Here is a 24,231-nt window from a genome sequence, read left to right on the forward strand (position 1 = left end):
CGGACGTGATGGTATGTTGCTCAGGGGGTGGGACGGATCAGGGGCGCCATGGTGTAACTGTCGCCGCGCGGGGTCAGCTGCAATTTCGAGCTGACGCCCCAGTTGGATTTCAGGAAGTAGATCGGGATCAGGCCTCCATCGGACACGGCGAGCGCCGTGGCTTGGCGGACGAGCTTTTCGCGCGCCTCTTCATCGAACGTTTCCTGCGCCTGTTCGATCAACCGGTCGACCTCAGGGTTGGAATAGCGGCCGCGATTATTGACGCCATGGTTCTTCTCCATGTCGAAACTCTCGACGATGGCGATCAGGGACTGGATCGGGTCGCCGCTGGAGCTGCCGAAGATCGACATTGCAGCGGAGAATTCCGGTTCGCCTTTTCCGGCCGCGCGCCGGAAGAATATGCTGGCCGGCAAGGCCTCGACCTTCGACTTGATCCCGATCGCGGTCAGCATGGAGGCAATGGCCTGGCAGGTCTGGCTGTCGCCGGCGTAGCGGTCGTTCAGGCAATGCAGCGTCAGTTGAAAGCCGTTGGGCCAGCCGGCGTCGTGGAGCAATTGCCGCGCCCGTTGCGGGTCGTAAGCGACCGGCTTGAGCAGCGGGTCAAATCCCGCAAATCCTTCCGGTGCGATCTGCCCGGCCGGGGTTGCCGTGCCGTCCATGATCCGATCGGCGATGCCGGTCCGGTTCAGCGCAAGGCTGATGGCTTCGCGGACGCGGGCGTTCTTCAGCGGATTGCGCGTCAGCGGCTTGCCGTCGACATCCGTCACAAAGGGCGAATTGTCGCGAAACTGATCGAGCGTCAGATAGAGGCAAAAGATCGAAATGTCCGAGACGAGCCTGACCTGGGTCTGGTTTTGCAGCCGGCCGGCGAGATTGCCAGACACCGCGTCAATGACATCGTCATCGCCTGCGAGAAGGCCGGCGACGCGCGCGCCGTCATTGGACACCGTGCGGAAAGTTACCTTCGCCCAAGGCTCCTTTGCACCCCAATAGGTGTCGTTGCGCTCCAGCACGACGCGCTGGCCCGGAATCCAGCTCGCCCAGCGGTAGGGGCCGGTGCCGATCGCGGCTTTGCCGGACTTGAAGTCCTCCGGGCCCGCTCCCGCGGCGGCGCGCGCCGACACCATTCCCAACGTCGTCAAATTGACCGGCAGCAGCGGGGACGGCACTGAGGTGACGATCCGCACATGAAGATCGTCGATCGGCTCGACCCTCAAAATGTCCTTCAGATAGTGGCGATAGGTCCGCGGTCCCGTGGTCTCCTGCGCGCGCTTGATCGAGAACGCGACGTCGCGCGCGGTGAAGTCTGATCCGTCGTGGAATTTCACGCCGGCACGGAGCGTGAACTCCCAATGGGTATCGTCGAGGCGCTTCCAGCTTTCGGCTAGGCCCGGGATCGGCTTCAGGAAGCGGTCCTGAAACACCAGCGGTTCGTAGACATGGATCTGGACATTGCGGTTCGTGGTGAACAGCAAATGCGGATCGGCACTGTCGACGGCGCCTTTCATCGCGATCCGCAACTCCTGCGCCCAGGCTGTCGCGGACGGCAGTCCGATGGCGACAACAAGGGCGACGGTTTTGAAGAACGATAAGAGGCGTTTCACGTTCACCGGCGAACTCCGTCGTAGAGTTCATCGACCAGCGCGCTGGCCTCGCGGAGGTCATGAACGAGACGGTTTCTGGCGCGAACGGCATCGACCTTGGCAAAAGGTTCGTCCGCGTCTCCCGTTTTCGTCTTTGCAAGCCGGCGGATTGGCTCGATCACGGGCCAGGCCATGAGCGGCGTCGCTGGATCATGGGCGAAGCGGTTTCCTGTCGTGTAGTCGAGCGGGACCAGGAGGCGACTGAGTTTCAATATGGCCCGGTTGAAGGCTTCGGCATTCCCGTTCGGCGGATCCTGCGAGAGCCGCTTCAGGCGCTGGTCGAGCTGGCGAATGGCCTCGGATGCGGCCAGGAGATCGAACCGGTCCTTCAACCGCTCGGATATTGCGCAAAGCTCCTCACGGAGTCCGGTGATTTGCGGCGCGAAGTCGAGCGGCAGGCGTTCGCGCCCGAGCAGGTCCCAGACCACACGCAGCACGATGCGTACGTCGCGCGCGAGGTTCGCAGGTTCGATCTTGTCGATCAGATCGTGTTCGGTGTGCCACCACCATCCGAGCTCGTTGCGCAGCTTCAGCGCGCCGGGCTCCTGCGTGCTCAGGCTGCCGAACACCGACGGGATGCCGATCCCGGGAAAGGAATCGTCGGCCGAGCGCGCCTTGCGCTTGCCGGCGAGCACTTGCCCGGTTTCGGCGGCGATGGCCGCCGCGGCGATGCCGAACAGTGCGCCCGCCGAACCGGTCTGCGTCAAATTGGTCGCCCCCACCGCGCCGGGGCTGTCGAGGTTGACATGGGCAACGCAGCGCTCGTCGAGCTCGAGCCAGTGGTTGTCGGCATACCAGGTCGAGCCAGAGTACCGGCCTTGCGAATGGCCGGACCAGAAGCACAGGCGCAAACCGCGCCGCCATTGATCGCGCAATTGAGCGCAGAGCCGGACCACCTCGAGCATCGCGATATTCGCCGAGCCGTTGTCCATCACGCCATGGAACCAGGTGTCGACATGGCAGGACAGCAGCACGAACGGCGCGTTCGCACCCGCGGGAGGCGGCATGTCGGCGACCAGCAGCGGCGTCTTGCGCCAGCCGGCGTCGACCGCCGCGTGCAAGGTTACCTGCGTCTGCCGCTCGGCGAGACGCTGGCGCAAGGCCGCGCCATCCTCGGCCGTGACTGTCAAAACGACGACATCAGGAAGTGCTGCGCGTGTGATCAGCGATGGACTGCCCCAGACCGGCGAGATGCACATCTCATGCAGCAGCGCATGCGGACTGACATGGACGATACCCTTTGCGCCCGCTCGCGTAGCCCGCGCAGCGATCACGGGACTGGCGATGCCGTCGACGAGCACGATTCGGCCGGTCACATCCTGAGCGGCGAAGGCGCTCTCGGAACCATCGCCGAGATCGACGAGCACGCCGCTTGAGCCTTCCGGCTGCGAGGGGCGGGACATCGACTGCGTGATCGCGTTGATGCGCGCTCCATCGCACGTCAGGTGAGCAGCGCCCGGCAGGCTGATATAGGCATCATGGGACAGCAGCGTCGCGGGCAAGCCGAGCGATTCGAGCTGCGCCTTCAGCCAGGCGAAGCTCTCGGCTTCGCCTGCCGTCCCCGCGAGCTTGGTCCATGCCGCGAACTGGCGCAGTTGCTCCATCATGCGCGCTCCCGACACGGACTCGATGGGAGCCTCGCAAGTCGCAAGGGCCTGTTGTGGATCGGCTAGTACAGACATGGTGTCACGTCCTGTTCTGTGTTGGCTCGCATCTCACGCCTGCTCGTTCAGGTGGCATGCGGATTTGTGCTGCGGGGCGATGGTCTTGAGTGCGGGACGTTCGACCTTGCAACGGTCGAAGGCATGCGGGCAGCGCGGATGGAAATGGCATCCGGTCGGCGGATGCAGCGGGCTCGGCAGCTCGCCCTTGAGGGAGGAGAAAGCGCGCTTGCGCGTCTCGATGCGCGGCACTTCTTCCAGCAACGCTCTTGTGTAGGGGTGATTGGGCCGACCAAAAACCTCCTCGGTCGGCGCCTCCTCGATGATGCGGCCGAGATACATGATGGCGACGCGGTCGGAGAGATGTTCGACGACGCCGAGATCATGGCTGATGAAGAGATAGGTCAGATCGAGCTTCGCCCTCAGCTCCATGAACAGATTGAGGATCTGCGCCTGGATCGAGACGTCGAGCGCCGCCACCGCTTCGTCGCAGACCAGCATGTCGGGCTGCACGGCAAGTGCGCGTGCGATGCCGATGCGCTGGCGCTGGCCGCCGGAGAACTGGTGGGCGTAGCGCTGCTTGAGCGAGGGATCGAGGCCGGCGCGCCGCAACTGCTCGTCGACATAGGCCGCTTGCGCGGCCCGCCCTCCCTTGATCAGGCCATGGATGCGCGGCGCCTCGCCGACGACTTCGGCGATCGGCAGACGCGGGTTGATCGAGGCGAAGGGATTCTGGAACACCATCTGAGTGCGCAACGCGCCGGCGCGGCGCTCGGCGGCGGGCAGGGTGTCGATCGCACGTCCGTTCCAGAACATCTGACCGGAGGAGGGCGGCAGGATGCCGGCGACGATGCGGCCCAGCGTGGATTTGCCGCAACCGGATTCGCCGACCAGTCCGACGACTTCGCGCTTGGCGATCGTGAGATCGACCTCGTCGACCGCGCGCACGATTGGTGGCGCCTTGGCGAGCCCAAGCGAAATGGCGGCGCGCTCGATCAGAGCGGGCGACTTGCCGAAGCGGCGTGAGACGCCGCGCAGTTCGATGATGGGAGCGCTCGATGCGGGTGTCGCGGTCGAGACCTTCGGAGGCATGGATGCAAGACTCGTCAGGGTCATGCGGCCACCTCGCTCACGGGGTGGAAGCAGCGGTGAAGCCGGCCGTTCTGGGGGACCAGCGCCGGCGTCGCCTCGCAGGCCGCATCGGCATGGGCGCAGCGGGTGCGGAATGCGCATCCCGCCGGCAAATCCAAGAGCGAGGGGGTCATGCCGGGGATCTGGGCGAGGCGGCTGCCGCGCTTGTTGCGGCTCGGCACCGAGCCGATCAGGCCCGCCGTGTAATGGTGCAAGGGCCGGTCGATGACGTCGGCAACCTTGCCGTATTCGACGATACGGCCGGCATACATCACCGCAATGTCGTCGGCGAGGCGCGACACCACGGAGAGATCGTGCGTGATCCAGATCAGCGCCATGCCGCGTTCGGAGGTGAGCTTCTGCACCTCGGCGAGGATCTGGGCCTGGATGGTGACGTCGAGCGCCGTGGTCGGCTCGTCGGCCACGATCAGCTCGGGCTTGTTGAGCAGCGCGATGGCAATCGCGACGCGCTGGCGCATGCCCCCGGAGAACTGGTGCGGATAGGCGTCGAGCCGCTCTTCGGGTGAGGGAATGCCGACCTGGGCCAGCGCGTCGCGGGCGCGGGCGCGGGCCTCGGTGCGGGAGATTTTCTCATGCGCGGCGATCGCCTCGATCATCTGCGTGTCGATGCGCAGGACCGGATTGAGCGTCATCATCGGATCCTGGAAGATCATCGCGATGCGCCGGCCACGCAGGCTACGCATCTCCTCGTGCGACAGTTTCGCGAGGTCGATGCCGTCGAACAGGATCTGGCCGCCGCTGATCCGCCCGGGCGGCTCGATCAGACCCATGATAGAGAAGCCGGTGACCGATTTTCCCGAGCCGGACTCCCCGACGAGGCCGAGCACCTTGCCGCGGTCCAGCGTGAAGGAGACGTCGTCGACGGCCTTGATCTCGCCGGCGCGGGTCGGGAAACCGGTCCTGAGCCCCCGCAGCTCGAGCAGATGCGAGCTCATGAAGACCTCCTGGGATTCAGCACGTCGCGCAGCTGATCGCCGACGAGGTTGATTGCGACGATGGTGATCAGCAGCGCGATACCCGGGTAGAAGCTGATCCAGAATTTGCCCGACAGCATGTACTGGTAGCCATTGGCGATCAGCAGACCGAGCGACGGTTCGGTCACGGGCACGCCGAGGCCGAGGAAGGATAAGGTCGCTTCCAATGCGATCGCACGCGCCACCTGCACCGTGCCGATGACGATCAGCGGCGGCAGGCAGTTGGGCAAGAGATGTCTAAACAGGATGCGCCAGCGCGGAATGACCAGGCACTCGGCCGCCTCGACATATTCCTTGCGCCGCTCGACCAGAGCGGTGCCGCGCGCGGTGCGGGCATAGGTCGCCCATTCCACGATGATCAGCGCCAGCACCACGTTCATGACGCCCTTGCCGAGAAAGGCGAGGATCATCAGGGCGACGAGGATCGAGGGAAAGGAAAGCTGGAGATCGACGATGCGCATGATCGTGCTCTCGGTGCGACCGCCCGCATAGGCAGCGATCAGGCCGAGCGAAGCGCCGACCAGTGCTGCGACCAGCGCCGAGGAGACGCCGACGCCGAGCGAGATGCGCAAGCCATAGAGAATACCCGACAGCATGTCGCGGCCCTGGTCGTCGGTGCCGAGCCAGAAGGTCATGCCGCTTAGGGATTGCGAGCCCGGCGGCAGGCGTCCGTCCATGATGTCGAGCTGCATCAGGTCATAAGGATTCTGCGGGGCGATCAGCGGCGCGGCTGCCGCGAGCAGCACGATGAGCACCAGCAAGACGAGTCCGAGCAGCGCGAGACGGGAGGAGCCGAATTCGCGCAGCACGCGGCGCAGCGGCGTCTCGATCGGGTTTGGTCGGGATGAGAGGGGCGTGGAAGCGGCGTCGACAGGAGCCTGCAAGGTCATGCCTCAGCCCTCGCTCTCAAGCCGGACGCGCGGGTCGAGCACCGTGTAGAGGAAATCGACGACCAGGTTGATGGTCACGAACAAGGCGACGATGAGGATCAGATAAGCGACGATCATGGGGCGATCGAGCATGTTGATGCTGTCGATGATCAGCTTGCCCATGCCGGGCCATGCGAAGATCGACTCGGTGACGACGGAGAATGCAATGGTCGAGCCGAATTCCAGCCCGATCACCGTGACGACCGGAATCATGATGTTCTTGAGCACGTGGACGAAGATGACCCGGCGCTCGCTCAGGCCCTTGGCGCGGGCGAACTTGATATATTCCTGCGGCAGCACTTCGCGCACGCCGGCGCGCACGAGCCGCATCACCAGCGACACCTTGAACAGCGCCAGATTGAACGCCGGCAACACCAGATGGGCGAGCCCGTCCAGCGTCAGGAATGACCACTGAATGCCGAACAGCGCGCGCGTCGCGCCGCGGCCGCTCGACGGCAGCCAGCCGAGCTGCACGGCAAAGACCATGATCAGCAGCAGCCCGACCCAGAAGGTCGGCAGCGAAAAGCCGAGGATCGAGCCTGCCATGATCGCCTTCGACAGGATCGAGCCGGGCTTCAGGCCGGCATAAAGGCCGAGCGGAATGCCGATCACGATCGCGAGCAGCACTGCGCAGATCGCCAGTTCGAGCGTCACCGGCATCCGTTGCAGGATGACCTGAAGTGCCGGCTCGCTGAAGACGAAGCTCTTGCCGAAATCGGCGTGTAGCGCTCCCGAAAGGAACGAGAGATATTGTTGCCAGAGCGGCTTGTCCAAGCCGAGCTGCACGATCACGCGCGCCCGCTCGGCCTGGTCGGCATCCGGCGGGACCAGGATCTCGACGGGATTGCCGATCACGTTGACGCCGATGAACACGATCAGTGTCATCGCCAGCACGACGAACAGCGCCTGGAGGAGGCGGCGAGACAGCCAGCCGATCACGAATGTCCTCCCGCAGTCGTCGCGCTGACCGAGATCGCGACGCCATCTCGCTGCGGATCGGCGCCACCGCGGCAACGGCCGCCGTCGATCATGATTCCGTGCAGCGCGGCGAAGGCATAGCTCTGCCAGGAGCGCTTGACGTCGTAGCCCATGCTTGTCAGCTCGTCCGTGACACGGTGCGCGACGCGGTTCGAGACGTCGATGGCATCCGAGACCGCAACGACGCGCGGCGCGCTGACCGCCTCCAGCATCGACATGTCGAAATCGATGACGTTCATGATGCCCTGCGCGACGGCCGGGGCGATGTAGCTGCCGCCCGGTGCGCCGATGACGATGAAGGGCTTGTCGTCCCTGAACACGATCGTCGGCGCCGCCGAGCTCGGCCGGCGCTTGCCCGGCGCGATCGATCCGGCCCGCCCCGGGCGGGGATCGAACCGGCTCATCAGGCCGTTGTACATGAAGCCCAGCCCATAGCCGATGGCGCCGGACGGGCTGCCGAGCGAATGGGTCAGCGCCACGGCATTGCCGTGTGCATCGACGACCGAGATATGCGTGGTGTCGCGCGAGGATCGATCCAGCCTTGTGACCTTGGCGCGTTCGCCGCGTGCGATGCCTGCGGCGAGATCGGCGGCATAGGCTTTTGACACCAGCCGCTCGACCGGGACATCGACATAGGCGGGATCGCCCATATAGGTGTCCTTGTCGTTGGTCATGCGCTTCATCGCCTCGGCGAGAAGGCGCACGTGCTCGGTCGAGCCATGGTCGAGCGCGCCGAGATCGAAGTGCTCCAGGATGTGGAGGAGTTGCAGCATCGACATGCCGCTGCCGGGCGGTGGGCTGGTCGCGATGCGGTGGCCTCGATAGGAGCCCCACAAGGGCTCGATCACCGAGAACTCGTAGCGGGCGAGATCCTCGCGCGAGATCATGCCGCCGTTGCGGGCCATGTCGTCGGCGATCTCTTCGGCGAGTTCGCCGCGATAGAACAGGTCCGCCCCGTCGCGGGACAGGCGTTCGAGCGTTCGGGCAAGATCGGGATTGTCGACATGGTCGCCCGGTCGCTTCAGCGTCCCGTCAGGGCGGAAATAGATGTCGCGGCCGGTCTTCGAGAAACGCAGCTTGTCGATCGTGTTGACCTGTCCGGTGCTCTTCTGGTCGAGGCCCCAGTACCAGGCGACATGCGGGCGGACCATGAAGCCGCGCTGCGCCTGCGCGATCGCCGGCGCCATCACGTCGCGCCAGTCCATACTGCCGAAGGTCTTGAGGGCATAGTCGTAACCCTTGACGCTGCCGGGGGTGCAGACGGCCTGATAACCGATCTCGTTGATGTTGCCGTCGAGCAGGAAGGCGAAGCCGTCGCGCGACTGGCCCGCGAGTTTGTCGAGCCACATCTCCGGCGTCGCCGACAGGGCCGCGCGGCCGTAGAACTCGACGATCTGGTGGGCGCCGCGCGCGGGCATATAGACCTGCATCGAGCCGAAGCCGCCGATGCCGCACATCTGGGGATCGACGACGCCCTGCACGAACGCCGCGGCGATCGCCGCATCGACGGCATTGCCGCCGCGCTCCAGCACCTGGGCGCCGGCTTCCGCAGCCTCCGGCTGCGGAGCGACGATCATGGCGTTCTTCATCGTGCGGGCCTCCTGGCCCACAGCACACCTGCGAGGAAATCCTTGACGCGGCCGAGCACCTTCATCCGGTCGTGCGACACGCCCGGCACGAGCTCGAGCCGGACATCGACTCCGGCGTGCTCGAAGGACGCCTTCAGGGCCTGCAAACGCTCGGGCCGCGTCCGCCCGGCCTCGTTGGCGCCCTCCATCCAATAGGTCCCGCCCGGTTTGTGGGTGATTTCCCAGGCTTCCAGATCGGCCTCGCCGACGATCATCTGGACCGGCACACGGGCAAGCGCCGCGGCGTCGAACTCGATACCGAAGCGCTGCTTGATGTCGCGGATTCCGACCCACCAATCCTTTGCCGGATCGAGCAGCGTCACCGACCCCGGCGCGCCGATCGAGGCCGCCCACAGCTTGCCAGGATGCAGGATCGCGAAGCGATGGGTGAAGTGCCCGCCGCCGGAGAAGCCGAACATCGCGAAGCGCGACCAGTCCTGGCCGTATTTGCCGGCGACCTCGTCGACCATCTTCAGGACGATCTCGTCGTAGCGGATGTCGCCCTCGGCGATGTATTTGTAGCCGCTGCGGTTGCCGTCCCCGAGCACGCCGACTGGGAAGATCGGGCACAGCACGGCGCAATCGTTCCAGCGTCCGAACTCGGCAAAGCCGTCGCGAAAGTCGAGAAACGAGGTTCGGCCGGTGCCGTGTATCGCGACAAGCAGATCGACCTTCGCTCCGTCGCCGACCTTCGGTGGAACGTAGAGACAGTAGTGGAAGCGCGGATCGGCTTTGGCGGCGAAGATCGCAGTCGGGCCGAGATCATAGAGCGCGCGGGCGCGGGCGGTCGGGTCGGAAACGGAAATGTTCATGGCGTGGCCTTCGGAGCAGGAATAGCATCGGGCGTGGAGCGCGCCCCGTGGATGTCAGGACAGCTTCAGCCGCTCGAGGTGACGCCCATGGCGAGCGTGTACTGGTCGGCCCTCGGCGTGTACTGGATGTTCTTTCGGGCCGCCCAGGTCAGGCCTTCATGATGCAGCGGCAGGATGGCGCGATCGGCAAACACGATCTCGCTGACCTCGGCCAGCAGCTTGGCGCGCTTGTCGTCGTCCATCGTGTGCGCGGCCTGCTTCACGAGCTCGTCGACTTTGGGATTGGAATAGCGACCGAAATTGCTCGCGCCGGTGCCGGCGTCCTTGTTGTAGGTCGCGTTGAGGGCCACGATGGGGTTCGAGGTCTCGCCGGTGTTCACGCCCCAGGACCCGAGGCTGAAGCTGAACTCGGCATTGCTGTTCCTGTTGCTGTAGACGGCCCAGGGCATCACTTCGACCTTGGCGGTGATGCCGATCCGCGTCAGCATCTGGGCGACGGCCTGCACGATCTTGGCATCGTTGACGTAACGGTCGTTGGGGCCGTGGACCGTCAGCCTGAATCCATTGGCGTAGCCTGCTTCGGCGAGCAGGGCCTTCGCCTTGGCGGGATCGTAGGCGGACGGCTTGATGTTGGGGGAGGTGCCGAAGCCGCCGGGCGGCAAATATTGCGTCGCGACCATCGCCGCGCCGTCCATCACCCGTTCCACGATCGCTTGCCGGTTGATGGCAAGGTCGATCGCCTCACGGACCCTGTGATCCCTGAACGGGTTGCGCTCGAGCGGTTTGCCGGATGCATCTGTGGCGAATTGCGTGACCTCGCGCTGCTGGTCCATGCCGAAATAGACGAGGCGGCTCGATATGCCGCTGATCGTGTGCAGACCGTTGTTCGACTTGACTCGTTCGAGGCTCTCGTGCGGGACATCCTCGATCAGATCGAGGTCGCCTGACAGGAGACCGGCGATGCGCGCCCCGTTGTCCGCCACGATGCGCAGCATGACCTCGCTCCAGGGCGGCTTCGCCCCCCAATGCGCGTCGTTTCTGACCAACAGCACGTGGCTGCCGGGGACGTATTCTTTGAAGAGATAAGGGCCCGTGCCGATCGCGGCCTTGCCGGCGTTGAAGTCGGAGCTCGGCGCATCCTTGTATTTGGCGCTGATGATGCGGATGCGGCTCAGCGAATTGAGCAGAAGCGGATCAGGCGCCTTGGTTTCGACGACGAATGTGTTGGCAGCTCCGCCCGTAATCGCCTTGATCGAGCGCGTGTAGGTGCGGAATGAGGCCGTGCTGGGAATGGTCGTGGCCCGGTCGATCGACGCCACCACGTCTTCCACGGTCAATGCCGATCCGTCGGAGAAGCGAACATTGGGTTGGAAGGCGAATTCCCAATGCGTGTCGTCGAGCACGCGCCAGGACGCGGCAAGGCCTGGCTTCGGGTGCGAGGCTTCATCGTTGACCATGACGGAATCGAAGATGTGCGTCGCCACCGCATTGTTGGGCGCGTTGCTCTGGAGATGCGGATCGAGCGTCGTGTTCGGCGCGGCCAGTCCGACGCGCAAGCGCGTTCCCGCCTGGGCTCGCGCCAAACTCGGAATCTCGAGGCATGGTCCCAGAAGTGCTGCGCCGATCGCCGATTTCACAAGCCTGCGGCGGGTCACATCCACTTCCAGCATGGCTTTTCTCTCCGTTTCTCGTCGTCCGGCGCATTCTCATTGACGCAGGCCGATGAAGATGTCAACCCTGGGAATACATCGGTTCGTCTGTCGAACCAGTGCGGAGATGTCCAATGACCGATGGCAAGGAAGCTGGCGTGCGCGAGACAGGAGAAGAGAGTGGGGGCAGCTACACCATCCAGGCTCTCGACACCGCGATCTCCCTTCTGATGCTGATCGCGGATCAGCCGGATCTTGGTTTGTCCGATCTGTCGCGTCGCCTGAAGGCGGGCAAAGCGCGCGTCTATCGCCAGCTCAAAACTCTCGAGGAGCGCGGCCTCGTCGTTTGCGCCGAGCCGAACCGGACCTATCGCCTCGGCCCGTCCGCCCTGATGCTCGGCGCCAAGGCATCGCGTCAGATCGATCTGGTCGCGATCGCGCGGCCCTTCCTGGCGCGCCTGGGCGAGCAGGTTCACGAGACGACGCAGTTGCGGGTGCCGGATGGAGAGGAAACCGTGTGCGTCGCAAGCTGGGAGCCGGCCCGCGAGCTTCGCGTGCAGGCCTTCATCGGTCGCAGAAGGCCGCTCTATGCGGGGTCGAGCAAGGTCATCCTGGCGCACCTGCCAGAACCCGAGAGGAGCAAAATTCTCGCGCGCAAGCGGACGCGCATCACCGACAACACCATCGTCGACCTCGATCAGCTCAAGGCGGCGCTCGAGCGGATCACGCGGCTGGGCTTCGGCGTCAGCCACGGTGAGATCAACGCGGATCTCGTCTCCGTCACCGCCCCGATCTTCAAGCTCGGCGGGATCATTGCCGGTGCGATCAATATTGCCGCGCCCGCGGGCCGGATGAAGGCAGAGCAGTTGGAGTTGGCGATCCGACTGGTCAAGTCAGCAGCCGCGGACCTGACTTCCGCTATCGGTGGATCCAGTCCGGAATCCAGCGTCAGCTCACAGCAATGACACGTGCATTTGCCGATGGCAGCGCGATAGAATCAGCGTCGCGGTTGTCGCAACGAGTCTTGGCTCGCGCGGGATTTGCAGCCGCGACGGTTCGTATTTCAGAGCGGGGTCTGCTCAGGTGCTCGCGTCCAAATTCGACTTGTGCCGCGAGCCGTTTGCGTGCAGGTGAGATTTCGACTTGAGTGAGATCAAGCGGGAGATCGCGTTCGCATGAACAATTCGTCCAAGCCTCTGGGGGAGCCCTGGCGCATCGGCGTGCTGTTCTCGCGCACCGGCCTGATGGCGGTGACGCAGACGGAGCATTTCCTGGGCACGGCGCTTGCCATTCAGCACGTTAATCGTCGGGGTGGCGTGCTCGGCCGCGAGATCGACAGAGCCGAGGCAACCAAGTAGGATTTGGCGATATTCGCCTGGAGGGTCTTCAGATCATCAGGCGTCGTCGTTTCTTTACCCAACGCTTTGTTTGAGAATTTCCGCAGGATATCGATCAGATCTTGATCTGCTTTCAGGCTTGCTTCGGTCTGAGCCTTCAGAAAGTCGCGGTTGGCGTTCCGCCAACTTGTGAAGTCGTTAATGACAGCGCCGCCAGCAGCGCCCACCAGCCCAGTGGCGGTGAGCGCAGCTAGAAGGTGGACTCGCAACCATTCCACAAGCTTTTTCATGATCACTGCCTCTTCTCGACCCGCGCGGGACTCTTCAGCCCGGTCTTCTTGGCAACCTCTTGCGCGCGCTGGCAGGCCTCAGGCCAATCATCCAAGTTAAGCAATTTAAGTATCTGCATCGAACTTTCAACGACCTTTGCGGTGCAGGGATCGTTCTCAGCAGCCTTACTGTTCCGTAAAATTAGGGTCCCTTGTTCGGCCTCGGCCTTGGCCGACGGTCCGACGTCTACGGCTAGAAGGAATAGCACAGAAGCAACAAGGGGGGTAATCACCTTACTGACCAGGGAAATGTCACCCGGCGAGTTCACATTGGTCTGCAGCTTGGGGATGAAATCCCCCGAATCTTTGAAAGCGGCAGCCCCGAACCCTAGAACCTGCTGACCGGGCTCCTGGACAGCCCGGGTATTAGCCGCAACGAAATTGAAGAAGGCCTGCAACAAGACGTCATCGACAGTGTCGAAGTCCGCTTCCGTGACCTCGAATTTGGCAGAATAGAAATCACTGATCGAGTAGTTGCCATAAGCAACCTTGTAGAACCTGCTGCGTAGAGATCGCTCGACGAGAAAGGCCGCACTCGGCTTTTGCAGTGCGTCGAGGATTTCGTAGGGGAGGTCCCGTTTCGGAATCCGGGTGATCCAGCGGACGGCTCGACCCGATAAAATTTCGTCACCGTACAGACGGGCAACTTTGACCGGCTCGACCACGTAGCTCTCACTGGCAATCTCGCCAATCCAAGCATCCTCCATGTAAGATTTTGGCGGTACAACGACCAGGTCGCCAGGCTTCATCCGCTCAAAGAAAGTGCGGACCAGGGCCGCGAGCTGGGCGGTACTCGGGCCTCCCTCTGTGGCCGAATAGGTCGCAAGATCGAGGTTGGGCTTGAGGTTTTCGTCGAGCGTGCCACCGTACCAAGCGCGCAGGGCGCGCGACCGGTTTACGCGCCGCCGGAGGTCGTCGTCGTCGGGGCGCGTTCCGCTTTCAAGCCCGAGCGCGGGGAGCTCTAACAGCAGGACATTTTGCTGTGTGATCTCTGCAAACAGCCCATAGCTATTGCCTGGGCGCACGACAAAAACGTTATGCTCTTCGGGTAACACGCGCGCGTTCAAATCAATTTCGATCATGATCTTGCTGGAAAAGGGCGTGAGACTCAGGAGGAAAGCGCGCCACAGTTGCACTCAGCAGGGCAAGCGGCAAGCTTTCGGGAACGACTTGAGAACCGGAGTTTGTACCCAGCGGCAAGCAGTTTGTACCCAGGCCTAATTCCCGACAGGCTCTCAAACTCGGGATTGTTTATTAGCAATGGGTTAGGTGGTGAGCGCGCTGGGGCTCGAACCCAGGACCCCGTGATTAAAGGTCAGGTGCTCAAGCTCTCGAGGTGGTTCCGGACGGTAAGATGGGCCAAACGCGCCCCGGAAGTCTCTACCGGGGAGCCGCTGAAAGGATACTCCACGAAAGGCACCCTTGCGCATGAAAATGCACCTAACCCTTCCGTTCATCTCCGTAACCTGTTGAAATTGCAGCAAATGCGAACGCCCTCCGAGCGCATCATAGACTCGCGGCTTGTGGACTTGAAACTCTAGACTTTTTCTCGGACCGCTGTCGAAGGCCCGTTTGTCGACAGTGTTCGGATGGAATCTTCGAAGAGGGTGTTGTGGCGTCGTTTGATGGAGCGCCGCAGCGTGCGCCAATCCGTCTGACCGGGCACGGCGAAGGTTCCAATCGTGACACACACAGCGTTGAACTTCGGCGGACTAACCCCCGCAGCCCTCGACTTCGCCAGAGGTGCAGACGGTCTTGAGATCGGGGTCAGTCTGATCGGTGGCCTTGCGGCAAAGGTTGCGGCGATCGCTCTCCTGATACTGTCGATGGCGATAGTAGCGAGCTGGCGTGCATTTGTTCTTCTGGACGGCGCACTTCTTGGAGATGTTATCGATGCAGATGATGTAGACGTCGTCGGCAAGGGCATTTGTCGCCGCGCCGAATAGCACAAGCGCAATCGCGGACGGGGTTACCAAGGCCTTCATCGCTTGCTCCTGTTCTGGAAGTCCTTTCTACGAGACACGGCTGTCGATCAACTGCAGATCATTGCCGTTACATCCGCTCCCGTAAAGAGGTGCTCAACTGTTGCGAGCCGCAGAAATTGTCTCCTTTTTGAGTTGCAATTCGAAGCGACCCCCAGGTAGGATGTCTGCGAGGACATAGGGGGGACTGATGTGTCGCAGGTTTCGCGTGCGACAAGCGAAGTTTGTCGCGCCTTTTTTTGTATTCATTGCAATTGCAGGCCTCTGGCCACACGGATTTATCAAGGCGCATGCTGCTGATGTAGGCAGCACGCCACCCAGCCCGGACACGCCGCGCGCCGTTGAGGAGGTGCAGGCGGAGTATAGACAGACTTATCAGCCCTATTCCGCAGCAGCCCTTCGGCTGGCATGGCTTTCGTCTCTGAAGCTGAGAGCTGACCAAGCATTCATTTCTGCAGGCAACCAGGATCCCAATCCGGCACTGCTTGCTGAAGCTGTGTCTCGCTATGGCCTTGTTGAGAAGAACGCTTGCAACCTGCCAGCCACGATCGGGAGCGTTGTTGAAGCTAATACGACGGCTCTGCTTTGTGAGGAAGCGAAGTACCGAAGCCTGCTGTTGAAGCACGGGATCGGTTTCTGGGGGCTCACGCGACTACGAAATCCCGCATCGCCCGTCGTTCATCTTAAGCGGCTAAGATCACTTATGACGGATATGCGCCGAATCCACGGTGCGGTCCTTGCGAGCACGGACGAGGCCGAAAATCTCGATCGGCAGGCCAATACGGCTGACATCGCCGCGGCCGACGTACGGGTCGAAACGGAGCGCGGAAACGCGCAATTGAAGCGTCTCGAAATCGAAAGTCGGGAGACCCGCCGAGATCAGCGCAATTACATGCTGTCGATCGAGGGAATGCGTCAGGAGCAGCGCATACAGCAGCAGAACTTCGATGTCGCGCATGCTCAATTTCAGGCGGCGCAGTCGGCCCTGAACCAGGCCGTGCTGAACGGCATCAGTCAGTTCAGCGGCGTTGATCTGGCCACACTGGATAGCGCCGTCAAGGGCGACCTCGGGCCGGCGCTGCTGGGGGCTGCAAATATTCCAGAGGTCAAATCTGCAGTCGGCGAATGGGTGAAGAGCAACGAGAGTCTGGCCGCTGCGTTCTCAGAGGCGGAGGGCTTCAAGAAGACGTTGGACGACACGGTCAAGAAGTACAACGAGGTAAAGGGTTACGTCGAAAAGGGGCGCGAAGTGATCGACGCGGTCCGCAACCCGAACATCGAGAATCTGGCCAAGATCGGAAATGTCGTCTTGACAGAATATTGCAAGCAGAACGCTGCAGATTGCCAGGTACGTCAAGCCAAACTCAGGGAGAGGGTTGCCGCCGCGAAACCGTTCTTCAACTTGTTACAGAAGGCGGCCGAGGAAGGAGAGAAAGGTGACTTTGTTCGGAGCCGCCTGAATAACTACCTGATCGATCAAATCGGCAATAGCGATGCGGAGTTGCAGAAATTCATTGGTGTCGCGATCGATACGCATGTGGCCGACATCAAGACGTATTATCGATCTGTCGTAACAACGATCTGGGAGAAGTCGGAGAACGCGCAATTCTTGTCGGACACGCTGGCGGACCTTCTGGCGCTCAAGTCGAGGACGTTTGTGGTAGATGCACGCTCGATCCTCCAAAGAGCCGGGCTCGCAACGGACCAGATTGATCAGCTTCAAGACTTTCTAGGCGTGGTTTGCCAAAAGGAACTCGAGCGTCGAGCCGAACGCCTTGGAAACATCACTGCCGAGGAACGGAACGATGTCCTTTCTGCATGCTTCGGTCGCGCGATCGACCCGTTGCTCGCAACACGCTCGATAACCGTTCAGACAACGATCGAAGATGCTGACACTGCGCGTCGTCTGGTTGCGGTTACACTGACCTACAGCGAGCCGGGGAAGACTAAGACGCTGCAATTCAGGTTCAACAAGCCGGCACTTGACGAGTTTTTGCGTGATATTGACCGTATCGTCGATGCGCGGCGAACGGAACTCATCGGACGTTCAAAGGCCTTGCTTGGTCGGTGGACCAAAGTGGGGGCTGCTGCCCGGCAGCGCGTGGTTTCGATCCTGCCCTTGCGGGCCATCGATGGTTTCATCGAAAAGACCGCCAGGGCCGGGACCAACGGCTACACGAAGGTCGCGGGGAGCCCGGCTGCAAAGTCGCTCTTCGACCTTGTGATGGGTGATGGCAGTGCATTGGCGAAACTCAAGCCTGAGGAAGTCCAGGGAGAGGCGCAGACGGAAGCGCGTCTGCGTTATGGCATCTTGCAGGATCTGGCGAACATTGAAGCCGGTGTCTCTGCAGCCAAGGAGGTCACCGAAACTCAGGCCAAACAAGCACAAGCACTCATCCCCGCGGACGCGCCGACTTCGCCGACTGTCAACGGTGGATCACCCGAACTGGCCTATGCGACGATGGCGTTGAACGCTGCGTTTCCGGGCGCTGGAGTAGCAGTATCGGTGGTCCAGAATCTCTTTGCTTCGTTCAGTGCGCTCGACCGAATGAAAGAAGCCGGGAAGAAAATTCAGGCGGCCATGGAAGCCGAATCGCGCTTTATGGATCTGGTCCACAAGACCGAAGCAGCGCAGGAGATCGTCGGCGTCGAGGCGCAATTGGCGCAAAAGATCCTCGAGGTGCGCGACCTTCAACTCGGGCTGTATCAGGCGAACGCCGACCTGATCACGCAAGCGTCGGCTGAACGACGCAAGCGGGCCCAGCGCCGGCTGCCTCTCTTCTTCTATGTCACCGAGCGGATGCGCGAAGAGTACGATCTGCTGGACCTGGCGATTCAAAGATGGGGAGGATTCGACGTATCGCCGTCGGGCACGCTGGTCGATCTCATCAAGTCCGATCCGCAAAATGTGAGATATGCGACCGACTCGTCCATCCACCTGTTCACCTGGTTCGATCGGTCTGATGAAGGAACAAGAACCGACGTCGATCTCACGCTTGTCCATTGGGAGCAGTTGATCCGTCTCGCTGAGGACAGCTGTAAGGTGGTCGGTTGTGATGTTGGGGTGATCGAGACAAGCGAAGTCCGACAATCGAGACCGATTGATATTCGGGAGATGATGACGACGCAGGACCGGGGACGGTTTGAGGAATGGAGAGACTGCAAGAACAAGACCAAGTCGGGCCCGGTCTGCCGAACCCAGCCGGCAGTCTTTGCCGCAGGGATACGCCCGACGCTCTCACAGGTGTACGCCAACGGCAATGACTACAATCTGCGGATAGTTGCGATCCGGGCTGGTTACGGCAGCGACGGAGATCTTGGAGCATTTGGCGAACGGCTGAACATCGCGCATGGCCTGACGCTTCGGCATCCGGGCGTGTCAGTCATTTACGATCGGCGTGGGCGCCGACAGTCCGAGTACTTGCTGCCACGTTCGGCAGGTGGGTTCGACCGTGCCGCTCCGTTTGACCTCGCCGCACTTTCGGCCCGGTGGGCGGAACACGAACTTCCGGTCAAGCGCGCATTTGAGGGGTATGGACTGCTATCAGATTGGTTGATCACGCTCGAAGGCACGAGCTTCACTTTTGCGTCCAACCAGACAGTATATCTGCGATTTGCCTATCAGGCGATGCGGAGCGACAACGCGATCAACGAGGCCCAGGCCATCGAGGCGTTTTCGCGCGAGGCGCCCGCACTCGACCCGTTCGAATATCTTGTCACCTGGACCATTCGGCGCAACGGACTTCCGGAACGGCGTGTCGAACAGGTAGTGACGTTGGAGGAGTTGGGCTTTCTCGGCGAGATCGCTACCAAACAGAAGATGCGTGCCAGTGGCAGTTCGACGTCGAGCGAAGCGCTGACGCCAGCGGAACTTCGATGCGAGCGCGACGGACGGCTATGGGTCGAAGATTCCGCGTCCTGCGTACCCTTGTCGTGGTCGAACCTCGCTACCCGGTTTCGTTCGGATGAACTCAAGAACCTCACCGGAAGGCTTGGCAGAGAGCAGAGCAGCAGGGCACGACCTTCGGCTGTGACTGTCGCGCGGCGGTGCAAGACAGAGGCCGCGTATATTCGCGAATACTACGAAGGTCTGCTGTCGACGTACCGGACCGACCGATTGATGTTCCAAAACTTCCGGCCAGCCGACTGGGGAGCGAGAACGGCATTGCCTTTGGGGCTGGCCGCGGACAAGGCGGCCCGAGCGGTGCGGGGCAGCGCTCAGCCGGACCTCTGGTCGATTGCCCAGCAGGAGGCGCCAAAGGCATTCGGCGCGGTCGAGAACGGCAGATGCGAGCCCAAAAAGCGGGGGCAACAGGACGTGCTTGTCTCGTTTGAGGGAGAGCGACTTCAATGACGACTTGGACGCGAGGCCTGACAGTCGTCGCTGCACTAACCGGCGTCGTCGCTGCAGGGTCGACCTGCAATGCGGCTGGAGAAATTCTTGAGCGGTTGCTTCAGCCCAAGGATCAACAGGAGCAACGCCTTTTCGGCAAGGATGAGAGCGTCTTCAGGGCAGGCGAAACAATCAAGCTGGAGATTGTCAACGAAGGCCTGCAACTGAATGTCCACAAATGGGCTCGAGATGAAAGCAAGGGTCCCTTCGGCCTGTTCGGGTCCGACCACGTCACAGGTGCGACGCCCAATCCCGTCGCAACCTGGCAGTCGTTTCCGATTCTCCTGCTCGGAGAAGAGAGCCAGGCGGATGCCGTCAGGCCATCTATTGATGCCGAGTCGAGCGGAGGACTGCAGATTCTTGTGACGGAGGGCGGCACGTCTTTGAGCGGCTCGTCCGCATTTGCGGTGATTGATGGTTTATTTCCCGGCAAGGCGCATGTAGTGCCCCCAAAGCGTCCTAGCACCGGAGCAGGCGCGATAACGACAACTCCAGCCACCGGCAACCCGGAACCTCTCACGATCGCGATTCTGCCGCCCAAACGGCAATTGTCCAGCGCAGCACACGACAAGCGCTTCAGCCTCTGGGCAGCGATGCCGAGGGCCTATATGAGCCTCAATCCGCAGTACTGCATCCCAAATGAGTTGGTCCCTGGCGAATGCACGGGGTATTCGACCAACCCGGTCCTGTTTCAGGGGGTCGGCAACATCAAGAGTCTGACTTTGCATCATTACGATCCGGTTCTGGTGGGCTTCTCCCCGGCAGGCTGCGATCAGATCGGAGAAGAGGGCCACTGTAGTCAGGGCGCCCTGCGGCTGCGGCTTCTGGAGGTCGATACAAGGGAGCGCGTTGACTATGTTGATCAGCGATTGCGAGCGAGCCAGGCGCGGGCCGATTATGTCCGCAACGAACTGATCGACTATTGGCTTACCCGAAAGATAGAAGGTTGCCCGAATTGCGTCGTCGTGCGCAACAACGTGGCTGCGCGCACGATCGCCGATGCGATCGTTGCCCAGTATAAGAGTTTCGGAGCCCTTGCGACCGCTGAAGAAAATCAGCGGCTCATTGGTCAGGCCCTCGAGATCGATTCTGATAATATTTCCGCTTCCTCAATCATGATCGATCTCAAGCTTGAGGCGGGAGACGTTCGCGCGGCGCAGACAGAAGCAAAGCGAATATACGCCAAAGCTCGCCAGAACCTGGAGCTTGCATTGGCCAAGAAGGAGGGCGTCACAGCTGCGCTAGGCGATCTGGCTGTGGCAGCCCGGGCCGTTGGAAACGTGTGGCCACGAATCCGCGTCGGCATTTCGGGCGATGACATTGCATATGCGGTGGCGGTGCTTCGCGAGACGATCGCAAAGTTCGAGACCTACTATAATCCGGCGGGAGCAAAGTCGGACGATCCAACGGGGGCCGTAAAGAGCCAGTATGCCTCATTGATCGCGGATCTCGGGCACCTGTATCTTCGGACCAGGCGGGACCGCGATCTCGACCGTGCTACGGAGAATTTCGCGCGTGCTCTGATCGAGACACCAAGGCGGCTCAACGGAGCCGTGGTCGCCGTCAGTTCCGACCAGGGCGCATTCCTGAGTGCCGAAGTTAACGTCTATGGCGCGGACCAGAGGCTGCTTTCTGCGACCCAGATGCAGTTTGCGATTGCGCCTGATGAGCGCCTGCTTGGACGTAGCGGCACCAATCTCGTGGTATTCAAGCCGGAGGCGGGGGCGCCAGGGAAGCTTCGCCGGACGGGTGTCAGTGGCGCTCCCTGCCAGATCACAGGCACACCCATCAGCGCAGTGTCGCTTCCCGCCAGCAGCGATAACAAATGGTTGGTGATTATTTCCGAGAGCCCGTCTCAGAAGAAGTTGCAATCGATCTCCTTTGATACGGGAGCCTGCAAGGTCGGCGGTAGCGCGACCATTCATCCGAGATCGGAGCACGACTCTTTTTCGATTTCGGTAAAGGGGGACCTTGTGCGCGTCCTGTATGCGGGTGCGACGAAGCTGCTGATTTCGACGGTGGATGCGACCACCGGGGACTTCAAGGAGATTTTGCAGGAGATCGTTCCGGCCGGTACCTGGACCGGGGGTGGGGCCGACGAAGCGAAGCAGTGCGTTGAGCGTGGCCCAAATCCGTCCGCGACGATGCTTTGCGATGTTGCACTACGCTGGGATGCCGACAACGAATTCGTGGTTGCCGCCCGCACGATCGGGTCTGACGGTAGCCATGTGGTCACCGTCTCTCGTTATCAAGTTGATGCCCAAAGCGGTGATGAAAAGAAGCTGAAGGCAACGCAAACGGGGAGGCCGCAATCGATTGCCGCCGACTTCGGATGGCAAATCGGGCTACCGAGCTATTATTTCGCCGGAGCGGATCAGCGCATTTCCCTCATACCGTTCGTTTTGCGAAAGACGGGTAAGCCCCAGTCCGCGGGTATCGCGGTGATCGCGCCGGCACCGATCGTGAAAGCCGGTCTGGGGTGGACCAGCTGCAATGTCAAGGGTGAGCCGGTCGACAGCTGCTTTATCGGGAATGTGTTCGGGCAGGGTAAGGAACTCGGCGGAGCGGCCGCCACCGCGCGCATCGTTGGCTCGTCCAGCAAGCCCTGGCCCTACTTCGTGGTCGGGGTTGAAGACGCCGGTGCGTCGAGTTGCCCCCTGAAGCTGCTCGGGCTGAATGTGCCCGGCCTGACTGCGACTGTGACCGCATCATCCAAGGTTCCTGAGCCCAACCTCGTCCAGGATCCGGCTGCAGCTCTGAGGCGTGAGGCGTCCGTCGCTGCGATCGAGGTCCCCAACGCTGTTTGCGGCGGCTCCAATGGACTCGAGATCGGGGTGGGTGCAGGCGCGGGCCCCCTAGTGACGGTCCAGGCCCCTGTTCGCGAGCTCGACACTACGCTCAGCAACTACTCGAGCCAGGGCCGACAGTTGGGTCGCTGGCGTGCGAGCTTGCCGACGGGCGCTAGTACGGTTCCGCTAGCCCAAGGCTTGGCCGTCGCGATCAAACTGCCGTCTGCCGACGGCTTGTCCTTTCGAGAGCAAACCTTGACGGAGTTCTCTCCGGCTGAGCGCGTCGTTACCGCACCTGCGCTTGTCAATCTGCCGTTCCTTTCCATCGATGTGCCAACGGCAAGGAATGAGAGGCGCGACGGTCTGTGGGTGAGCTTCGAAGAGATTAGTACCACCCAGCTTGGCGTTCAGTTAGTACAGCCGAAGGGAGTGGTCACGAAGCTTGGAGTCGAGATGCCGCGGAAACTCCTTGCCGCGGGCCGGACTCCCGGGGGCTTCGACGCCGAGCGAATAGTTCTCATTGGTCGAGAGGGAGAGGCGGCGCCGTCTCCGGCAGCGACTGCATCACTCAACTCCGCAACTCTCATCGAAGTCGTGCGTCCGGAGGCAGGAGCACCGAGCCTCGCCAAGCGAAATATTGATCTGTTCTTCAAGGATGAAGCGAAAGTTCTCGGCGCCGTTCCGGTCGATTCCGCCCGTTTCCTCACTATTGAGCGTACCGATAAGGGACTGGCCCTAAATCTGCGCGCGCCAGGCGGCCCGGTCGAGACCATGGGATACACGCTTGCAGGCCTAAACGGCACGGATTTGCTATCGGTCTATGTAGGGGCCAACAGCCGGGTCGTCGTCGAGGTGTTCAAGCCTTCTACGACGGCCAAGTCCGGTGCCCCGCCCATTCTCAAAGCAGTGCATTCCTTTGACCTGAAGGTCTGGACGCCGGGGGTTGAAGCAACGCCGGATGTCTCTCTCGATGCGCTTGTCGAGATGGCCGATTCGCCCGGAATTGGCAGTGGTTTGGTCAACGCCGCGCGACCGGTTCTGGTGGCCCCGGATGCCACGCTGCTGAGCGGTGCTGTCCCTGAAAGCAGTCAGCGCATGGGATGCGTCGCGTTGAGGCTCGCGCCGGGAAAACGGCATCAACAGTTTGACTCCTACCCGGCGCCAGCCCTGGCGGCCGAACGGGTTGCTCTGATCGGGGACTCGTCGGTCGTGACCACAGGGCCGGCCGGAACGGAAATCTGGCCTCGTATTCCGTGGCCGGGCTCAGCCGATGATGCAGCGATCTTCCAGGCTTCCTCGCTTGGGTCGTCCGCACTCGCGTTTTCCTGCGAGCGTACAAGTAAGTGAACGGAAAGCTTTCAGTCATCAATTTGTCCAGAAGGATTTGAAAATGAAACGCATGCTTGCTGCAGCCGGCCTCGCCTTGATGTGCTCTACTTTGGCCTGGGCTGACAATCGGGAGTGGAGCTGGAGTGCGATTAATTTTGCCCCATGCGAAGGCGTCGGCGTGATCGGCTCCTATGCCGTCAAGATGTATGGCGAGTACGATGTCGCGGCGAATACGCGAACGTTGCGCAAGGTTAGCTTGATTGTGGACAGTGTAGCGTTCGCAATGGGGACGCCGAGTGTATCGGCGAAACTAACGGCCGGTGCTAATTCCGTGCTTCTGCAGCGGCCATGGTACTCTACGATCACATCACCCAACGTTGTAAATCTGGTGATGCCGCCAAAGAACCCTGGTAACTCCTCAGATTCGACCGAGAAGCCATTTTCCTTCTCGACTTCCACTCCTCTCAAGGTACAAGTCTCGGGCCTGATCAGCACGCCCGCGGGGAGCTGCGCCCTGGGTACAATGAACCGGGACGTAACGTTCTAGCGCATTTTCCGAAACGCGAAGTGTTAGCTGCGATAGCGAACGGCAGCAAGTCGGAGTGGTATCCATTCGCGCACCACGCTCCGCCAAGACGTGCGGCCG

General features: G+C 61.8%; 16 protein-coding genes and 1 pseudogene. 5 read left to right on the forward strand and 12 right to left on the reverse strand.

Going from position 1 to position 24,231, the window contains the following annotated elements:
- Positions 1 to 20: 20 nt before the first annotated feature.
- The 9 genes from LRP30_RS16060 to LRP30_RS16100 form a co-directional block, all read right to left on the reverse strand.
- Positions 21 to 1,610: an ABC transporter substrate-binding protein gene (locus tag LRP30_RS16060; RefSeq protein WP_249760993.1), complete on the reverse strand. Its 1,590-nt coding sequence runs from the start codon at positions 1,608 to 1,610 to the stop codon at positions 21 to 23.
- A complete protein-coding gene (locus tag LRP30_RS16065; RefSeq protein ID WP_249760994.1) occupies positions 1,607 to 3,250 on the reverse strand; it encodes a M28 family peptidase in 1,644 nt (547 codons plus the stop codon). The genes LRP30_RS16060 and LRP30_RS16065 overlap by 4 nt, the downstream gene beginning before the upstream one ends.
- Before the next feature lie 108 nt (positions 3,251 to 3,358).
- A complete protein-coding gene (locus LRP30_RS16070; RefSeq protein WP_249761769.1) occupies positions 3,359 to 4,396 on the reverse strand; it encodes an ABC transporter ATP-binding protein in 1,038 nt (345 codons plus the stop codon).
- Positions 4,397 to 4,416: 20 nt separating this feature from the next.
- Entirely contained in the window at positions 4,417 to 5,391 is a 975-nt protein-coding gene (locus tag LRP30_RS16075) for an ABC transporter ATP-binding protein (RefSeq protein ID WP_249760995.1), read from the reverse strand.
- Complete coding sequence (locus LRP30_RS16080) at positions 5,388 to 6,320, reverse strand: ABC transporter permease (protein ID WP_249760996.1); 933 nt, start codon at positions 6,318 to 6,320, stop codon at positions 5,388 to 5,390. Before LRP30_RS16080 ends, LRP30_RS16075 begins: the two co-directional genes overlap by 4 nt.
- 3 nt (positions 6,321 to 6,323) lie before the next feature.
- Positions 6,324 to 7,298: an ABC transporter permease gene (locus LRP30_RS16085; RefSeq protein ID WP_249760997.1), complete on the reverse strand. Its 975-nt coding sequence runs from the start codon at positions 7,296 to 7,298 to the stop codon at positions 6,324 to 6,326.
- The gene (gene ggt, locus LRP30_RS16090) at positions 7,295 to 8,926 is read right to left on the reverse strand and encodes a gamma-glutamyltransferase (RefSeq protein WP_249760998.1); all 1,632 of its coding nucleotides are present in this window, start codon (positions 8,924 to 8,926) and stop codon (positions 7,295 to 7,297) included. The genes LRP30_RS16085 and ggt overlap by 4 nt, the downstream gene beginning before the upstream one ends.
- The gene (locus LRP30_RS16095) at positions 8,923 to 9,777 is read right to left on the reverse strand and encodes an alpha/beta hydrolase (RefSeq protein WP_249760999.1); all 855 of its coding nucleotides are present in this window, start codon (positions 9,775 to 9,777) and stop codon (positions 8,923 to 8,925) included. The genes ggt and LRP30_RS16095 overlap by 4 nt, the downstream gene beginning before the upstream one ends.
- Positions 9,778 to 9,842: 65 nt before the next feature.
- On the reverse strand, positions 9,843 to 11,447 hold the full coding sequence (locus tag LRP30_RS16100) for an ABC transporter substrate-binding protein (protein ID WP_249761000.1): 1,605 nt from the start codon (positions 11,445 to 11,447) through the stop codon (positions 9,843 to 9,845).
- A gap of 113 nt (positions 11,448 to 11,560) precedes the next feature.
- Between LRP30_RS16100 and LRP30_RS16105 the strand changes: the two genes are divergently transcribed.
- Positions 11,561 to 12,391, forward strand: coding sequence for an IclR family transcriptional regulator (locus tag LRP30_RS16105; protein WP_249761001.1), 831 nt, complete (start codon positions 11,561 to 11,563; stop codon positions 12,389 to 12,391).
- A 210-nt stretch (positions 12,392 to 12,601) separates the two neighbouring features.
- Positions 12,602 to 12,763, forward strand: a pseudogene (locus LRP30_RS16110) (transporter substrate-binding protein); the annotation flags it as partial.
- On the opposite strand, the gene LRP30_RS16115 reads toward LRP30_RS16110, so the two are convergent.
- From LRP30_RS16115 to LRP30_RS16125, 3 genes are all read right to left on the reverse strand, one after another.
- On the reverse strand, positions 12,718 to 13,053 hold the full coding sequence (locus LRP30_RS16115) for a hypothetical protein (protein WP_249762000.1): 336 nt from the start codon (positions 13,051 to 13,053) through the stop codon (positions 12,718 to 12,720). The pseudogene LRP30_RS16110 and the gene LRP30_RS16115 overlap by 46 nt on opposite strands.
- 2 nt (positions 13,054 to 13,055) lie before the next feature.
- Positions 13,056 to 14,174: a hypothetical protein gene (locus tag LRP30_RS16120; RefSeq protein ID WP_249761002.1), complete on the reverse strand. Its 1,119-nt coding sequence runs from the start codon at positions 14,172 to 14,174 to the stop codon at positions 13,056 to 13,058.
- Between the two features lie 630 nt (positions 14,175 to 14,804).
- On the reverse strand, positions 14,805 to 15,077 hold the full coding sequence (locus LRP30_RS16125; protein WP_249761003.1) for a hypothetical protein: 273 nt from the start codon (positions 15,075 to 15,077) through the stop codon (positions 14,805 to 14,807).
- A 205-nt stretch (positions 15,078 to 15,282) separates the two neighbouring features.
- Between LRP30_RS16125 and LRP30_RS16130 the strand changes: the two genes are divergently transcribed.
- From LRP30_RS16130 to LRP30_RS16140, 3 genes are read left to right on the forward strand one after another with little or no spacing between them, the layout of a single operon-like run.
- Positions 15,283 to 19,428 (forward strand): hypothetical protein, encoded by a 4,146-nt coding sequence (locus LRP30_RS16130; RefSeq protein ID WP_249761004.1) that lies wholly within the window; start codon positions 15,283 to 15,285, stop codon positions 19,426 to 19,428.
- The gene (locus LRP30_RS16135; RefSeq protein ID WP_249761005.1) at positions 19,425 to 23,603 is read left to right on the forward strand and encodes a hypothetical protein; all 4,179 of its coding nucleotides are present in this window, start codon (positions 19,425 to 19,427) and stop codon (positions 23,601 to 23,603) included. Before LRP30_RS16130 ends, LRP30_RS16135 begins: the two co-directional genes overlap by 4 nt.
- Before the next feature lie 43 nt (positions 23,604 to 23,646).
- A complete protein-coding gene (locus LRP30_RS16140) occupies positions 23,647 to 24,132 on the forward strand; it encodes a hypothetical protein (RefSeq protein ID WP_249761006.1) in 486 nt (161 codons plus the stop codon).
- The last annotated feature ends 99 nt before the right edge of the window (positions 24,133 to 24,231 follow it).

Origin of the sequence: Bradyrhizobium sp. C-145 (assembly GCF_023375135.1) — a bacterium.
GTDB classification, from domain to species: domain Bacteria; phylum Pseudomonadota; class Alphaproteobacteria; order Rhizobiales; family Xanthobacteraceae; genus Bradyrhizobium; species Bradyrhizobium zhanjiangense.

Excerpts from the sequence above, each read along its gene's own strand:
- LRP30_RS16105 (WP_249761001.1), top strand. The coding sequence starts at position 11,561 with ATGACCGATGGCAAGGAAGCTGGCGTGCGCGAGACAGGAGAAGAGAGT.
- LRP30_RS16070 (WP_249761769.1), bottom strand. The coding sequence starts at position 4,396 with ATGCCTCCGAAGGTCTCGACCGCGACACCCGCATCGAGCGCTCCCATC.
- LRP30_RS16115 (WP_249762000.1), bottom strand. The coding sequence starts at position 13,053 with ATGAAAAAGCTTGTGGAATGGTTGCGAGTCCACCTTCTAGCTGCGCTC.
- LRP30_RS16095 (WP_249760999.1), bottom strand. The coding sequence starts at position 9,777 with ATGAACATTTCCGTTTCCGACCCGACCGCCCGCGCCCGCGCGCTCTAT.
- LRP30_RS16120 (WP_249761002.1), bottom strand. The coding sequence starts at position 14,174 with ATGATCGAAATTGATTTGAACGCGCGCGTGTTACCCGAAGAGCATAAC.
- LRP30_RS16140 (WP_249761006.1), top strand. The coding sequence starts at position 23,647 with ATGAAACGCATGCTTGCTGCAGCCGGCCTCGCCTTGATGTGCTCTACT.
- LRP30_RS16100 (WP_249761000.1), bottom strand. The coding sequence starts at position 11,447 with ATGCTGGAAGTGGATGTGACCCGCCGCAGGCTTGTGAAATCGGCGATC.
- LRP30_RS16125 (WP_249761003.1), bottom strand. The coding sequence starts at position 15,077 with ATGAAGGCCTTGGTAACCCCGTCCGCGATTGCGCTTGTGCTATTCGGC.
- LRP30_RS16135 (WP_249761005.1), top strand. The coding sequence starts at position 19,425 with ATGACGACTTGGACGCGAGGCCTGACAGTCGTCGCTGCACTAACCGGC.
- LRP30_RS16065 (WP_249760994.1), bottom strand. The coding sequence starts at position 3,250 with ATGATGGAGCAACTGCGCCAGTTCGCGGCATGGACCAAGCTCGCGGGG.
- LRP30_RS16080 (WP_249760996.1), bottom strand. The coding sequence starts at position 6,320 with ATGACCTTGCAGGCTCCTGTCGACGCCGCTTCCACGCCCCTCTCATCC.
- LRP30_RS16075 (WP_249760995.1), bottom strand. The coding sequence starts at position 5,391 with ATGAGCTCGCATCTGCTCGAGCTGCGGGGGCTCAGGACCGGTTTCCCG.
- ggt (WP_249760998.1), bottom strand. The coding sequence starts at position 8,926 with ATGAAGAACGCCATGATCGTCGCTCCGCAGCCGGAGGCTGCGGAAGCC.